9 protein-coding genes are annotated in these 14,932 nt (G+C 70.6%); 5 read left to right on the forward strand and 4 right to left on the reverse strand.

Annotated elements, in window-relative coordinates; translation table 11 throughout:
* Positions 1–19 precede the first annotated feature (19 nt).
* Entirely contained in the window at positions 20–3,556 is a 3,537-nt protein-coding gene (gene smc / locus IPN03_10960) for a chromosome segregation protein SMC (GenBank protein ID MBK9374223.1), read from the reverse strand.
* A gap of 73 nt (positions 3,557–3,629) precedes the next feature.
* Positions 3,630–4,598 (reverse strand): helix-turn-helix transcriptional regulator, encoded by a 969-nt coding sequence (locus tag IPN03_10965; protein MBK9374224.1) that lies wholly within the window; start codon positions 4,596–4,598, stop codon positions 3,630–3,632.
* Between the two features lie 136 nt (positions 4,599–4,734).
* Between IPN03_10965 and IPN03_10970 the strand changes: the two genes are divergently transcribed.
* Complete coding sequence (locus tag IPN03_10970) at positions 4,735–6,657, forward strand: sigma 54-interacting transcriptional regulator (protein ID MBK9374225.1); 1,923 nt, start codon at positions 4,735–4,737, stop codon at positions 6,655–6,657.
* Between the two features lie 107 nt (positions 6,658–6,764).
* On the opposite strand, the gene IPN03_10975 is transcribed toward IPN03_10970, so the two are convergent.
* Positions 6,765–7,385, reverse strand: a complete 621-nt coding sequence (locus IPN03_10975) for a hypothetical protein (protein MBK9374226.1) — start codon at positions 7,383–7,385, stop codon at positions 6,765–6,767.
* Positions 7,342–7,896 carry an exosortase H gene (gene xrtH, locus IPN03_10980; protein ID MBK9374227.1) on the reverse strand — a complete coding sequence of 185 codons (555 nt, stop codon included), beginning with the start codon at positions 7,894–7,896 and terminating at the stop codon, positions 7,342–7,344. The genes IPN03_10975 and xrtH overlap by 44 nt, the downstream gene beginning before the upstream one ends.
* A 46-nt stretch (positions 7,897–7,942) precedes the next feature.
* Here xrtH and IPN03_10985 point away from each other — a divergent pair, with 46 nt between their 5' ends.
* The 4 genes from IPN03_10985 (at position 7,943) to ccsA (ending at position 14,932) form a co-directional block, all read left to right on the forward strand.
* Positions 7,943–9,286: a HAMP domain-containing histidine kinase gene (locus IPN03_10985; protein MBK9374228.1), complete on the forward strand. Its 1,344-nt coding sequence runs from the start codon at positions 7,943–7,945 to the stop codon at positions 9,284–9,286.
* A gap of 254 nt (positions 9,287–9,540) precedes the next feature.
* Positions 9,541–11,115 (forward strand): DUF1800 domain-containing protein, encoded by a 1,575-nt coding sequence (locus IPN03_10990; protein MBK9374229.1) that lies wholly within the window; start codon positions 9,541–9,543, stop codon positions 11,113–11,115.
* Positions 11,116–11,129: 14 nt separating this feature from the next.
* Positions 11,130–12,467 (forward strand): DUF1501 domain-containing protein, encoded by a 1,338-nt coding sequence (locus IPN03_10995; GenBank protein MBK9374230.1) that lies wholly within the window; start codon positions 11,130–11,132, stop codon positions 12,465–12,467.
* A gap of 170 nt (positions 12,468–12,637) precedes the next feature.
* Entirely contained in the window at positions 12,638–14,932 is a 2,295-nt protein-coding gene (ccsA, locus tag IPN03_11000; GenBank protein ID MBK9374231.1) for a cytochrome c biogenesis protein CcsA, read from the forward strand.

Genomic DNA, 14,932 nt, shown 5'->3' on the forward strand with positions numbered 1-14,932 from the left:
GCCCAGGCGCGGCGCGGCCTCAGTCGAAGCGCACGCTCACGATTTTCGACACGCCCGGTTCTTCCTGCGTCACTCCGTAGAGGGCCTGGGCGGTCTCCATCGTCCTCTTGGAGTGGGTGATGAGGACGAACTGCGTCTCCTCGGAGAGCTCGTTGAGGAGCGCCGTGAAGCGGTCGATGTTCGCCTCGTCGAGCGGGGCGTCGACCTCGTCGAGGATGCAGAAGGGCGAGGGCTTGTAGCGGAAGATCGAGACGAGGAGCGCGACGGCGGTCAGCGCCTTCTCGCCCCCCGAGAGGAGGCCGATCGTCTGGTTCCGCTTGCCCGGGGGCTGCGCCATGATCTCGATCCCCGAGTCGAGCGGGTCGCTCTCGTCGAGGAGCTGCATCGAGGCGGTGCCGCCCCCGAAGAGCCGCTGGAACACCTGCGCGAAGCTCGCGTTGATGGCGACGAAGGCGTTCGTGAACCGCTCGGAGGAGGTGACGTTGATCGTCCGGATCGTCTCGAGGATCTGGTCGAGCGACTTCTCGAGGTCGAGCTTCTGCGTCGACATCTCCTGGTAGCGCTTGCTCTCGGCGTCGAACTCCTCGAGGGCCGCGTGGTTGACGGGGCCGAGCCGCTCGAGGGCGACCGTCTTCTGGACGACCTCCTCCTGGAGGGCGGCGAGGGCCTCGTCGTCGGGCTCGGGCTCTCCCTCGGCGCGGTCGACGGGCGGCAGCTCTTCGGGCGGGACGCCGAACTCGGCGCGGGAGGTCTCGGCGAGGTGCTCGCGGTCGCCGCGGCGCCTCTCGACGACGAGCTCGGCCTCGAAGCGGGCCCGGCGGGCGGCGTCGAGGGTCTCGCGCGAGGCGTGCGTCGCCTTGTCGAGCTCCTCGAGGGCGGTGCGCCGCTGCTCGGCCGACGCGTCCGCTCCCTTCAGCGCCACCTCGGCCTCCGAGACGAGCGCGACGGCGTATTCACGCCGCTCCCGGGCTTCCTCACCCGCGAGGAGAGCCCGCTCCTTCCGTTCGCCGAGGGAGGCCATCTGCTGCGAGAGCTCGGCGAGCCTGCGGGCGGCGGCGTCGGCACGGTTCCTGTGGGTCTGGAAGGCCTCCTGGGCGGCCCGGCGCCTCTCGCGCAGGACGTCGCGCGTCGTGCGCGCTTCGCCGTCCTTCTGCTGGGCCACGAGGCGCGCGGCGCGTGCCGACTCGAGTCCCGTCTCGAGGCCGGCGATCGAGGCCTCCATCGAGGTCATCTCGCCGGTCTTCAGGGCGGAGAGCTCGAGCGCCTTCGCCCGCTCCTCGCCCACGCGGGCCAGGTCGGCGCCCAGCTGCCTCTCCTCCTCCAGGATCGTCAGGACCTCGCGCTCGGCGCGGGTCGTCTCCTCGCGCGCGGCCGAGAGCCGGGCGAGGGCGTCGGAGTGCTCGCGCTCGGCGCGGCGGGAGGCGGCGACCTCGCGCTCCACGGCCTGGGCGGCCTCGCCGGCCTGCGCACCGGTGCCGGAGATCTCCTCCTCGAGCGCGGCGAGCCGCTCGCCGAGGGTGTCCTTCTGCGTGCCGACGGTCTTGAGGTCGCGCCGGACCGTGAAGAGCCCTTCTCCCGGGACCTCGGTCCCGGCGGCCTCGACGATCGATCCGCGGACGACGACACCGTCCTGGGTGACGAAGGTCCGCTCGGGAAGGAGCTGCGCGAGGGAGAGGGCGTCGTCGACGGAGCCGACGACGAGGGCATCGGGGAGGGCGGCGGAGAGCCCCTCGTCTCCGGGCCGGGCGGTCAGGAGGTCGCGGGCGAGACCGAGGACCCTTTCGTCGGCCGGCTTGAGGGGGAACGGCGTCTCGGGGATGGGGTGGACGAAGCGGGCCATCCCGAGGTGCGAGGAGCGGACCGTCGCAATCAGACGCTCGAGCGTGGCGCGGTCCTTGACGACCGGCGCCTCGAGCGCGCCGCCGAGCGCGGCGTCGAGCGCGTTCTCGAATCCTTCGGCCGCGTCGAAGTGGTCGGCGAGGACGCCGTCGGCGCCTCCTCCCGACGCCTGGAGCGCGCGGCGGGCCGCTTCGCCCCCCGCCTCGCGCGCGGCGAGGAGGGTCTCGAGACCGCCGAGCCGCTTGTCGAGGGCGTGGAACTCGCGCGTCGCGCGCTCCCGCTCCTCCTTCAGCTCGGCCAGACGCGTCTCGGCGCTCTTGCGGGAGACGCCGGCGTCCTCGAGGCGGCGGCGGGCCTCGGCGAGGCGGTCGTTCGTCTCGGCCTCGAGGTCGCGGGCGGCTTCCATGGCGGCGCGCCGCTCGGAGAGCTGCAGCTCGGCGCGGCCCTTGCGCTCCTCGACCTTCGTGAGGGCGAAGCCGAGGCGGTCGACGAGGAGGGCGGCCTCGCGCTCGCGGTTCGTCGCCTCGCTGGCGCGGGCGGCGGCGGCGAGGAGGTCGCGCCGGGAGGCTTCCCGGCGCGTCGTGGCGTCGCTCTCGTCGCGCGTGGCGGCGGCGAGCGCCTCGCCGGTTTCGCGCGCTCCCGCCTCGGCGGCGGTGAGCTCTTCCAGCGCCTCTGCGAGGAGCTGCTCGGCCTTCGTCGACTCCTCGACGGAGGAGACGTGGTCTTCCTCGGCCTCGGAGCGCTGCGAGGCGACGAGCTCCTTGCGGGCCTCGGTCTCCTCGGCCTCGCGGGCGGCGGCGGCAACGGCGGCCTCGGCGGAGAGCAGCGCCTCGCGCGCCCCGCCGAAGGCGTCGGCCCTCTCGCGGCGGATCCGCTCGATCTCCTCGTAGGCGTGCCGGGCCTCCTCGAAGGCGGCGTCGAGGCGGCCCGACTCGGCCAGGGCGGTTCCCTCCGCGTCGGTCGTCGTCTTCAGCGTGGTCTCGGCGGCGGCCAGCGCCGTTGCGAGCCTCTCGGACTTCAGGCGCAGGAGCCTCTTCTTCAGGCCCGAGAGGACGTCGGCCTGCTCCTTCCAGCGGGCCGCGCGGCCCGCCTGTCGCTTCAGCGAGGAGCAGGCGCGGTCGATCTCGGAAACGATGTCGGTGAGGCGCAGGAGGTTCGCCCGCGTCTCCTCGAGCTTCACCTCGGCCTGCTGCTTGCGGATCTTGTACTTCGAGATGCCCGCGGCCTCCTCGATGAGGCGCCGGCGGTCCTGCGGCTTGGCCGAGAGGATGAGGTCGATCTTCTGCTGCTCGATGATGGCGTAGGCGCGGACGCCGAGGCCGGTCCCGAGAAGGAGGTCCTGGACGTCCTTCAGGCGCGACTTGCGGCCGTTGACGATGTAGTCGCTCGTGCCGTCGCGCGTGACGCGGCGGGTGAGGACGACTTCTCCGCCCGTGTCGGCCCACTGGCCGCCCCGGGCCTCCAGCGTGAGCGACACCTCGGCCATGCCGAGGGGCCGGCGCCGGGCCGAGCCGTTGAAGATGACGTCTTCCATCGTCGTGCCGCGCAGGGCGCGGGCCGACTGCTCGCCGAGGACCCACATGACGGCGTCGCAGATGTTCGACTTGCCGGAGCCGTTCGGCCCGACGATGGCGGTGAGCCGCGAGGGGAGCGTGAGGGAGGTTCTGTCGACGAACGACTTGAACCCCTGGATCTCGAGTTTTTTCAGGCGAAACATGGTTACGTCCGGCGGGCGACCCTACCACGACGGCGGGGGGGCGTGCCGGAGGGGCGCTCGCGCCGCCGCATGCTCAGGAGACACGCGTCCTGGGTGGCTCGGGTACGGCGTGGAGGGTGCGCAGGAGCTCGCCGCGCGAGGCGACGGAGAGCTTGCGGAACGTGTGCTTGAGGTGGTCCTTCACGGTGTACTCGCTGATGAAGAGCTGGGCGGCGATCTCCGAGTTGCTGAGGCCCTGGAGGACGCCCGACACGACCTCGGCCTCGCGCCCGGAAACGCCGCGGGCGAGCAGGTGAGGGCGAACGTCGTCGATCGTCGGCGCGGCGCGCTCCTTCAGGAGGACGAGCTTCACCGGCGGGCGCGCGGGTGTCCCGTCGCCGCGAACCTCGACGACGCGGGCCTCGAGGCAGCGGCCGTCGGTGAGCGCGATCCGCTCGGCACGCGACGTCCCGGCCGTGGCGAGCTGCATCAGGTGGGACACGAGGGGTGTGGCGCGGCGGTCACCCGAGAGGACGGCGAGGCCTTCTTCGGTCTGCCGCGACATGAGGGTGTCGGCAGCCTCGTTGGCGAAGAGGATCGTTCCCGCGCGGTCGAAGAGGATCGCCGGCTCCTCGGTGGACTCCGCCAGGGCGAGGAGCCGCTCCTTCGCGCACTGGTCGGAGGTCGCCTGTACCAGGCGCGACAGGAGCTGGCCCGCGAGGGGGGCGAGGAGCGAGAACCGCGTCGTCTCGGCCCCTGTCCAGGGCCGCACGCGGCGACGGAGGAGGAAGAGGCGTCCTTCCCACGACCCTTTCTGGCCGAACGGCACCGTCAGGACGTTGCCAGTGGGGCTGTCGGCGGTGCGGGCGGCGGAGGCCGGGCGCAGGCCCGAGTCGCGGCCTGCGGCCACCCTCCGGCGGTAGCGGCGGCCGCTCTCGGGGCACCGGAAGAGGAGCTCGACGGCGTCGGGCGCCAGGGCGGCCTCGAGTGTCGCCACCAGCGCTTCGAGGTCGAGGTCGCGCGGTGCGCTGAACGGAATCGCGTCGATCAGGAGGCCGGGCATTTACTCACCGGGACGGCATTCTAGAGGCTCCGGGCCGTACAGAATTTGTCGACGGGGAGAGGACACTCGGCCTTCGGACGTGGTAGCCTTCCGTACGTTCGAGAGGCACTCCCTCACGAGCTGGAGGCTCAGAAACATGCTCAGCTTCGAGGTCCGCAAGCCGGGTGGCGAGTCGGAGGTCCGGAAGGTCCACCGCGACGTGATCCACCTCGGCGCATCTTCTGGAAACGACCTGGTCGTCAGGGCCCGAGGTGTTCTCGGCCGGCACGCCCGGATCTCCGTCGTCGGCGAAGAGCTACGGCTCGACGTGCTCGGAACGGCGCCCGGATCGGACGTGTACCTGAACGGCGCGATCGTCAGGACCGCTGCACTCGCCTCGGGCGATCGGATCCAGATTGGCGAGGCGACGATCACCCTCCTGAACGGTCCCGCTCCGAATCCGAACAGGATCTCCGCGCCCCCGCCTCGCGGACGCGACGCCCTCTCGGTCGCCGCCGCGGCCCTCGCCCCGCCGCCTCCGGTTCCGCCGCCGCCCGCCGCCGCGCGGACGCCGGAGCCGAAGTCGCGAACGTACGAGCCGGCGCACGCCGCCCGGCCGATGGAGAACCGCCCGACGTCGCTCTCGGCCGCGCAGGGCTTCCGCCTCGCCGACGTGTGGGGCGAGCTCTTCGGCCGTCTCCGCGCCTCCGCCTCGCTCGACGAGAGGCTCCAGGAGGTCGCGTCGTACCTTTCCTCCTCGACTCCCGTCCACAGCGTGGCATTCCTCTCGGTGGCCGAGTCGTCGGTCGGAGAAGCGGTGGCGGCGATCTGGAAAGGGACCCTGCCGCGCCTGACCCGCCGCTCGGTCGACGAGGTCTTCGCCGCGGGAGGACCGACGGACCTGTTCGAGTCGGGCATGCGCCTGAGGGTCTACCCGGTCGTGAGGCCGGGCGCCGAGGCGGTCGGGCTCCTGGTCCTGCCGATGGAGCTCGCCGCCGATCCGCTCCTGAACGACCTCGCCGTGGCCCTGGCGTCCGCCACCGGCTTCGTCCACGCCGAGAGGGCGGACGCCCCCTTCGGCGAGAGGGGTTCCTCGCACGCCCCTGCGGCCATCGTCATGGCCCCGCTGGACGATCCAGCCACCGCCGTCGTCGGCTCCTCGCTGACCATCCAGAACCTGCGAGTATCCCTCCAGCGCATCGCCTCGGCCCGCGCGCCCGTCCTCATCATCGGCGACGTCGGCACCGGAAAAACGCTCGCGGCCGAGACGCTCCACGCCCTCTCGCCGCGCCGGCCCCGCCCGCTGGTGAGGATCTCGGCGACCGCCTCGACGGCCGCGGCTCTCGAGGAAGACCTGCTCGGGAGCCCGGGCCCGGCCGATCGCCGCCGGCGCGCGGGCCGCCTCTTCGAGGCCGACGGCGGGACTCTCCTCATCGAGGAGGTGAGCGATCTCCCGGCGCCGACCCAGGCGCTCCTCTACCGCCTTCTCGAGGCGCGCGAGGTCGTGGCCCCCGGCGGACGCTCCGTCCCGCTCGACGTCCGCGTCATCGGCACCTCCTCCCGGTCGCTCACGCGCGCCGTCGAGGAGGGGACGTTCCGCGACGACCTCTACTACCGCCTCTCCGCGCTCACGCTCCGGCTCCCGACGCTGCGCGACCGCAAGGAGGACGTCCCCGCGCTCCTCGACGCCTTTGCCGTCCGCCATGGCGGTCCGATGGCGTCCAGCTTCGACGTGGAGGCGATGAACGCCCTCCTCGACTTCAACTACGCCGGAAACGTGCGCGAGCTGGAGAACGAGGTCCGGCGCCTCGCGGCACAGCTCGGGAAGGGCCCGGTGCGCCTTTCCGACCTCGACGCCAAGTTCGGCGACGAGCACGTCGAGCTGACGCTCGCCGAGAGCGACGACCTCAAGGAGATCGTCGAGAAGGTCGAGCGCCAGGTCATCGAGCGCGTCATGCGCAAGGTGCGCGGGAACCAGTCGCTCGGCGCGCGGCTCCTGAACATCTCGCGCGGCTCCCTCATCGCCAAGATGAAGGAGTACGACATCAAGGACTTCCGGTACCTGAAGCGCCAGGACTAGTCGACGGAACTCGATTCGTGATGGGGGGTCCGGGGGGCCGCGCGTAGCTCAGGCCCCCCGGGAAGCGGCAGGACTAGCCTCGGTCCGCGCCGTCTCCGGCGCGGGGCTCAGCCCTTCTTTTTCCGGCGCCGCCCCTTCGCGGGGGCGGCGTTCGGCTTTGCGGCCTCGTTCTCCTCTTCCCCGAGCCGGAGCGTGATCGCCCAGAAGACGAACGGGACGGCGTACTTGCCGATGATGTCGAAGAAGTAGCGCCCCGTCGCCACGACCTCCCGCTGCCACCGCGGCCAGGAGACGGCGCTCCAGGCACCGAGCTGCAGGGCGTAGAGCGTCTGGACGGTGAAGGAGAGGTGGAGGACCTGTGTCAGCAGGAGCGCGCCGAGCGCCGCCGCGGCCCGGGCCGGGAAGGCGGAAGCCCGGAGCGCCGGCGGGGTGGCGAACAGGAGGGCGAGGAGGAGGACGAGGTTCGCGGTGATCGGGGCCGCCGAGAACGCCGGGATCTCCGACCGGGTCGAGAGGTCGGACCGCTCCACGACGACGAGTCCGTCGTCGAAGGAGAGCCGCGTCACCTTCGTCCTCTCGGCGGCGCGGATCCACCACTCGGACACGTCGGTCACGAGGCTGCCCCACGGGTGGTCCACGACCGCGAACCACAGGAGGATCGCGAGGACCGCCGAGAGCGGCAGCCTAACGAGGAGCTTCTTGATCCGCGGGTCGAGTCGGTCTTGCATAGCGGTCGGCCCAGAAGAGGAAGAGGGCCACGCCGAAGAGGATGACGATCGCCTGCCAGATGACGATGTGCGAGTCCTCGAAGTGCTGGGGGAAGTAGACCCCGATGTAGAAGAGGCTGACGATCCTCACGTTGTTCAGGAGCTGGATGGCGAGGAAGCCGACGACGAGGCCCCAGAGCTTCCGGCTCCACGAAGCCGGGAAGGCGAGGACGCCGGCGAAGAAGATGTAGATCGTCTCGAGACCGTTGCAGCCGGTCCTCACGTTCACGGCGAAACGGGGCGAGATGATCGCCGTTCCGATCATCGTCACATCCTCGCCGAAGAGGCCTGCGGTGAAGCCCCCGACCTTCGCCACGCCCGTGGTGAAAGGCTCGACGAAGGCGTCGTTCATCGGTTTCGGGGCGGTGGCCACGAAGAAGACCACCAGGAAGAACGCGAACTTCAGGAGAAAGGCGACCTCCGGGCGGAGCCGTTTCCGGGGCGGGGCGTCGGGTTCGTTGGTGGCGTTCATCACGGCGCGGCGGGGAGGATAGCCTACGTCCCCTAAACTCCGTCCCGTGTCCGATCTCGAGGCGCGTCGCTTCCGTCGCAACCTCACCGCCGTCCTCTCGCTCGTCGGCTTGCTGACGGCAGGCTCCGTCTTCCTCTTCGGCCACCTCCTTTTCAAGACGCTCTCCAAGGACGTCGTCGACGAAGCGATCCTCTACTCGCGGCAGGACGCACAGCGCATCGCACGCGGCCTCGCCGAGCGTGCCGCCGGGGACGTCTACACGCTGAAGGTGCAGCAGAAGGACGTCGACGTCTTCGTCGGCTCGGCGCTCTCCGACCGCCAGGTCCTCTCGGAGGTGCGCGTCTACGATTCGAAGGGGCAGCTCGTCTACGCGTACACGGGGCTCCTCTCGCGCCCGGAGCGTGCCCGCATCCGCCACGAGGGCGAGCAGGGCCTTTCGCCCGACCCGCTCGAGCCGTCGTCGCGCTCGAGCGAGACGACCAGCCAGATCACGGACCCCTACGGCATCGAGGTCCCCATCGGGGATTTCGGGACGCTCAAGGTCGGCGTGTCCCAGAAAGAGCTCGAGGCCCGCGTCGAGGTGCTGCGCGGGAAGCTCTACAAGCGAATCTTCGCCGCGGCCGTCGTTTCGTTCCTCGGGATCCTGGCGGCGTCGTGGGCCGTCATGCTCCTCGTGCGCCGGACGCGGAAGGTGGAAGCGGCGCGCGTCGAGGCCGAGCGGCGCGCCGAGCTGGGCGAAGTGGCGACCGGCCTGGCACACGAGATCCGCAACCCGCTCAACGCGATGAGCCTCAACCTCGAGCTGCTCGAGGAGCAGCTGGCGAAGGGGAACTCGGCCGTCTCGGCCGCCGAGCTGGCCCAGGCGACCCGCGTCGAGACGGGCCGGCTCGCCAGGCTCCTCGCCGACTTCCTCTCCTACGCGCGCCCCTCGCCGCTCGTCACCGTCCCGTCCGACCTCAACGAGCCCGCTTCCGAGGCCGTCGCGTTCCTCAGGCCCGAGGCCAGGAGCCGCCGGATTGCCCTCGAGTTCCAGCCGTACGAGGGGGGAGCGCCCGCGCTCCTGGACGCCGCCCGCGTCAAGCAGGTCGTCCTGAACCTCGTCGGCAACGCGCTCGACGCCGTCGAGGCCGCCGGGGCGACGGCGCGGGAGGTGGACGTCGCGATCGAGGACGGTGGCCGCTTCTGGCTCCTGACGGTCTCCGACCGCGGCCCGGGTCTCCACGGGAAGGACGCCGACATCTTCCGCGTCTTCGTGTCGACGAAGCCCGCCGGAACGGGCATGGGCCTCCCCATTGCCGAGCGGATCGTCAGGGCCCACGGCGGCGAGCTGACGCTCGCCTCGAAGAAGGGCGAGCCGACCCGCGCCGTGGCGACGTTCCCGAAGGCGTGACGTGTGATGACCGTCACATTCCCGTCGATCTGGTAAACCAAACAGGACCGTTTGCGTCCGGATCGTTATCCGCAAGGAACCGGGGAGGAACCGCCATGGGAATCGCCGCCGAACCTGGTCAGGTCCCTCGGGCGCACGTGAGATCGCCACTCTGCCGGAAAGGGGCCGTCGTCCTCGCTCTCGTCGCTCTGGGTACGGCCGGGCACTCGCGGGCTTCAGACGCTCCGGGCGCACGCGTTGCAGGGACGGCCGCGGTGTCCCGGGGTCCGTCGACGGCCGACGTCGTCCGCTTCCTCGATCAGGCGACGATGGGGCCGACGGACGCGCTGATCGCGCACGTCTCGGCGGTCGGCTTCGAACGGTTCCTCGAGGAGCAGCTCGCGGCCCCGGCGTCCGGGTATCCCGACCTGCCGGCGATGCCGGGCAACCAACAGGTCGGCTGCCCGGAGGGGAGCCCGACGACCTGCGTGCGGGACAACTACACGATGTACCCCCTGCAGGTCCGTTTCTTCCAGAACGCGCTGAAGGAAGAGGACCAGCTGCGCCAGCGGGTCGCCCTCGCCCTCCACGAGATCCTCGTCGTCTCGGGCGTGAGCATCCGCCAGCCGAGCGCGATGGGCCCCTACCTGAACATGCTCCACCGCAGCGCGCTCGGGAACTACCGGACGCTTCTCGCCGAGCTGACGCTCAGCCCCGCGATGGGCGACTACCTCGACATGGTCAACAACCCGGCGGCGGTGCCGCCGGAGAACATCCCGCCGAACGAGAACTACGCCCGCGAGCTGCTCCAGCTCTTCTCGGTCGGCGTCGACATGCTGAACGAGGACGGGTCGCCGCAGCTGGACGTGATGGGCCGCCCCGTCCCGGCCTACGAGCAGGAGGCCATCGAGGAGCTCGCGCGCGTGTTCACCGGCTGGACGTACGCCACGCTGGCGGGCGCCGGTTCGCGGAAGAGCAACCCACCGAACTACAAGGCTTCGATGTGGCTCTACCGGGACGTACAGGGTCGCGACACCACGCACGACAAGGGGTCGAAGACGATTCTCCAGTACCCGGGTGCGCCGCACTCCGTCCTCCCGGCGAACCAGGACGGGGCCGTCGACCTGGACCAGGCGCTCGACAACGTCTTCTTCCACCCGAGCGTCGGGCCCTTCGTCTCGAAGCAGCTCATACAGCACCTCGTCACCTCGAACCCGAGCCCTGGCTACGTCGCGCGCGTCGCCCGCGTCTTCGCCGACGACGGGCGCGGCGTTCGCGGCAACCTCGCGGCCGTCGTCAGGGCGATCCTCCTCGACCCGGAAGCCCGCGGCGGAGAGAAGGCCGACCCCGCCTACGGGCGGCTTCGCGAGCCGGTCCTCTTCGTGACGAACCTCTGCCGGTCCCTGGGCGCGACGAGCGACGGCGTCCTCGCCGCACAGGCGACCGCGATGGGGCAGACGCTCTTCAACCCGCCGTCGGTCTTCAGCTACTTCCCGCCCGAGTACGCGATCCAGGACGGCGTCCTCGGGCCGGAGTTCGGGATCCAGTCGTCGACGACGACGATCGCCCGCATCAACTTCGTGTCGGCGCTCGTCTTCAACGGGGTCTTGAGGGGGTCGCCCACCGGGGGAACGTCTCTCGACCTCTCGAAGTGGTCCCCGCTCGCGGCCGACCCCGCGGCCCTCGTCTCCGCCGTCGACCGTCTCCTCCTCCACGGGACGATGACGGGAGAGGCGGCGCGGGAGATCACGGCCGCCGTCGCAGCGGTCCCGGCGACGAACGCGCTCGCGAGGGTGAGGACGGCCTTCGCCCTCGTCGCGAGCTCGTCCGCCTACCAGGTGGCGCAATGAGCGAGGACGCAGCCATGAAGACACGCCGTCAGTTCCTTTCGGACCTCGGCTGCGGCCTCGGAACCGCCGCCTTTCTCTCGACGTTCGACCGCTTCTCGCGCCTCGAGGCCGCGGCGGCGCCGTCCGGATACAAGGCCCTCGTCTGCGTCTTCCTCTTCGGGGGAAACGACGGCAACAACATGGTCGTGCCGTACGACGACTACGCCACGTACCAGAAGACCCGCGGCACGGCCCTCAACATCCCGAAGGACTCCCTACTTAAGGTCGCGGCAGCGAGCCAGAAGGCCGCCTTCGGCCTCCACCCGGCGCTGGCGGAGATCCACCCGCTCTACGACAAGGGTCGGCTCGCCGTCCTCGCGAACGTCGGCCCGCTCGCGGCGCCGCTCACGCGGGCCGGTTACGCCAGCGGCGGGCTCCGGCCCGAGAACCTCTTCTCGCACAACGATCAGCAGGGGCTCTGGCAGTCGTCCGCGACGTCGAAGGCGGACGCCTTCGCCCGCACTGGCTGGGGCGGACGGACGGCCGACGCCCTCGCAGGGCTCGACTCCGCGAGCTTCCCGGCCGTCGTGTCGACGAGCGGGCCGACCCTCTTCGGCACCGGCGCGGCCTCGAAGCCCCTCGTTCCCGGCACCACCCTCGCGGGCTTCGGCACCGACGCCGTCTCCAGGGCCCGCTACGCCGCCCTGCGCAACCTCCTGGCGGCCGAGACCGGCAACCTGCTCGCCGACGAGGCGGGCGCGATCGCCTCGGACGGCATCGACAACCTAGACACGCTCACCGCGGCTCTCGCGAAGGCGCCCGCGATGGCGACCGCGTTCCCGAACACCACTCTCGGGCGGCAGCTCCAGCAGATCGCCTCGATCGTCTCCGTGCGAGAGACGCTGAAGCGCAGCCGCCAGGTCTTCTTTGCTTCCCTCGGAGGCTTCGACACGCACTCGAACCAGCTGAACACCCAGCAGAACCTCCTGTCCCAGGCGAGCCAGGCCCTCGCCGCGTTCCACGCCGCGACCGTCGAGCTCGGCGTGGAAGACGCCGTGACGTCCTTCACCCTCTCCGACTTCGGCCGGACCTTCCAGCCGAACTCCGGGGGCGGCGCCGATCACGCCTGGGGAAGCCACCAGCTCGTCCTCGGCGGCGCCGTGAGGGGCGGGAACTTCTACGGCACGTTCCCGACGCTCGCGCTCGGCGGTCCCGACGACTCGGCGAACGAGGGGCGCTGGATCCCGACGACCTCCGTCGACCAGTACGGGGCGACTCTCGCGAAGTGGTTCGGGGTCGAGCCGACCGCGCTCCCGACAGTCTTCCCGAACCTCGGCCGCTTCGCGCCGGCCGATCTGGGATTTCTCCTGTAAGGGCACGCGCGACGACGCCTTCCGGGAGCAGGCGGACGTTCGGGCACGCCATTCGTCGTCGCCTCTTCCCGTCTGCGCCGTGTCGGTCCTCGACACATCCCCCCGCGGGATGGGAACATCCGCGGTTTTCGGGCCTGTCGCCCGAGCATCCCTCTCCAAGGATGGATCCCTTGAAAAAGCTCCTCGACTTCCTCGCCTCGCTCAAGCTCGCCGTCATCCTCCTGGTCGTCCTACTCGTCGGCCTGTCGGCCGGGACGATCCTCGAGTCGCGAACCGACGCCGCGACGGCGGGGCGCCTCGTCTACTACTCGTGGTGGTTCCTCGGCCTGCAGGCGCTCTTCGCGACCAACGTGGCGCTGTCGATCGCGAACCTCTTCCCGTGGGGCAGGAAGCGGATCGGCTTCCTCATGACGCACGCCTCGCTCCTCCTGATCCTCGCCGGCGCGGCGCTGACCTACTTCGGCAAGGTCGAAGGGCAGCTCGGCCTCTGGGAAGGGGAGAGCGGCTCGGTCCTGATCAACCAGGACGCAAACGGAAAGGTGACGTCGCGCGTCGAGCTCCCGTTCTCGGTGAAGCTCGAGGATTTCGTCCTGGAGACCTACCAGGGGACGATGCGCCCCTCCGGCTTCGCGAGCCAGGTCGTCGTGACCGACATCGACACCGGGAAGAGCTTCGAGTCGAGGATCTGGATGAACACTCCGCTCCACCACCGAGGATGGTCGCTCTTCCAGTCGAGCTACCAGCAGGACGGCGGACGCGAGGCGACGGTCCTCTCGGTGTCGAAGGACCCGGGGCAGCTCGTCGTCTTCGCCGGGTACATCACTCTCGTCCTCGGCATGATCCTCGTCCTCCTGACGCGCATCTCGCAGGCGCGCGAGCGAGAGGCGCTGGAGAGACAGGTCGGCGCCGGAGGGATGTCGCTTCCGACGATGGGGCGCACGCTCGCCGTCGCCCTCGCGCTCCTGCCGCTCGCCGTGTCCGCGCGGGCCGCAGGGCCCGCGAACGTCGAGGCCCTGAAGCGCCTGCCGGTCCAGCACGACGGGCGCGTCATGCCGCTCGACACGCTCGCACGCGAGACGGTGTGGAACGTGACGGGGTCGCATTCCTGGAACGGCGAGGACCCGGCCGCAACGTTCACGGGATGGCTCTTCGACCCGCGGGGCGCCGCCGCTCTGCCCGTCGTGAAGGTGGGCAGCAAGGCGCTCGCCGCCGCGGCGGGGCTCGCCCCCTCGGCAAAGCACGTCTCCTTCGAGCAGCTCGTCGGAAATCCGCGGCTCATGCAGCTCATCCGGGCTGCGGGCCTGGCGGCCCAGCAGGAGAAGCCTCGGACGGGCGTCCTCAAGGACGCCGAGAAGCTCGAACACCGCCTGACGTCTCTCTACGGCGTCCTCCAGCGTCAGGTCGTCCGGCCGGTCCCCGTGGCCGGGGACGTGAAGGCCCGCTGGAACCTGCCGCTGGAGGTCACGCCCGAGGCGCTCCTCGCCCACGCGAACGGGCCTCGACTGCCGGGCTGGCCGTCCGCGAAGAAGATCGACCGGGAGATCCTCTACAACCGGGTCAATCCCTCGAGACTCTCCTGGATCATTCTCCTGGCGGCGCTCGCCGTCTCGATCGCGGCGTGGGTGAAGGCGAGCCGCCTTCTCGACGGTGTCTCCTTCGCCCTCCTGGTCCTCGGCTTCGCGGCGATGTCGTGGGGGATCGGGATGAGGTGGGCGTCGGGAGAACGGATCCCCGCGGCGAACATGTACGAGTCGCTTCTCTTCCTCGCCTGGGGCGTCGGCCTCTTCGCCGTCATCGCCTTCGCGCTGATGAAGAACCGGACCGTCGTCCTGAACGCTGCCGCGATGGCGGCGCTGACGATGGCCCTGACCGACCTCCTCCCGATGGACCGGTTCATCCACCCGATCGCGCCGGTCCTCGCGGGAACTCCGTGGCTCGCGATCCACGTCCCGATCATCATGATCGGCTACGCCGTCCTCGCGCTGGGTGTCGTCGTCGCGCACATGCAGATCGGCTTCGCGGCGTTCGGCAGGGGGCGCGGCGCGCTCGTGGAGAAGCTCTACGAGCTCCTCTACTGGTACATGCACGTCGGGTCGATCTTCCTCCTCGCGGGGATCCTGACCGGCTCCGTCTGGGCCGCCTCGTCGTGGGGCCGCTACTGGGGCTGGGACCCGAAGGAAGTCTGGTCGCTCGTCGCGTTCCTCGCCTACATGGCGATCCTCCACCTGAAGGTCGACAAGGTGATCGGGACCTTCGGCGCCGCGGTCATCAGCATCCTCGCGTTCCAGACGATCCTGATGACCTACCTCGGCGTGAACTACGTCCTGAACGTCGGCATGCACTCCTACGGCATGGGGGACTCGCCGATCGTGAAGTGGATGGTCCTCGCGGGGCTCGCCGAGGTCGTCTTCCTCGTCGTCGCCGGTGTGGCGTGGCGGGACCGGAGAAGGATGCTCGCGGCCTGA

This window comes from Holophagales bacterium, from assembly GCA_016719485.1.
Lineage (GTDB): Bacteria > Acidobacteriota > Thermoanaerobaculia > UBA5066 > UBA5066 > UBA5066.

What these genes read in the sequence shown, in the direction of transcription:
- smc (MBK9374223.1), bottom strand. Translation starts at nt 3,556, where the DNA reads ATGTTTCGCCTGAAAAAACTCGAGATCCAGGGGTTCAAGTCGTTCGTC.
- IPN03_10965 (MBK9374224.1), bottom strand. Translation starts at nt 4,598, where the DNA reads ATGCCCGGCCTCCTGATCGACGCGATTCCGTTCAGCGCACCGCGCGAC.
- IPN03_10970 (MBK9374225.1), top strand. Translation starts at nt 4,735, where the DNA reads ATGCTCAGCTTCGAGGTCCGCAAGCCGGGTGGCGAGTCGGAGGTCCGG.
- IPN03_10975 (MBK9374226.1), bottom strand. Translation starts at nt 7,385, where the DNA reads ATGCAAGACCGACTCGACCCGCGGATCAAGAAGCTCCTCGTTAGGCTG.
- xrtH (MBK9374227.1), bottom strand. Translation starts at nt 7,896, where the DNA reads ATGAACGCCACCAACGAACCCGACGCCCCGCCCCGGAAACGGCTCCGC.
- IPN03_10995 (MBK9374230.1), top strand. Translation starts at nt 11,130, where the DNA reads ATGAAGACACGCCGTCAGTTCCTTTCGGACCTCGGCTGCGGCCTCGGA.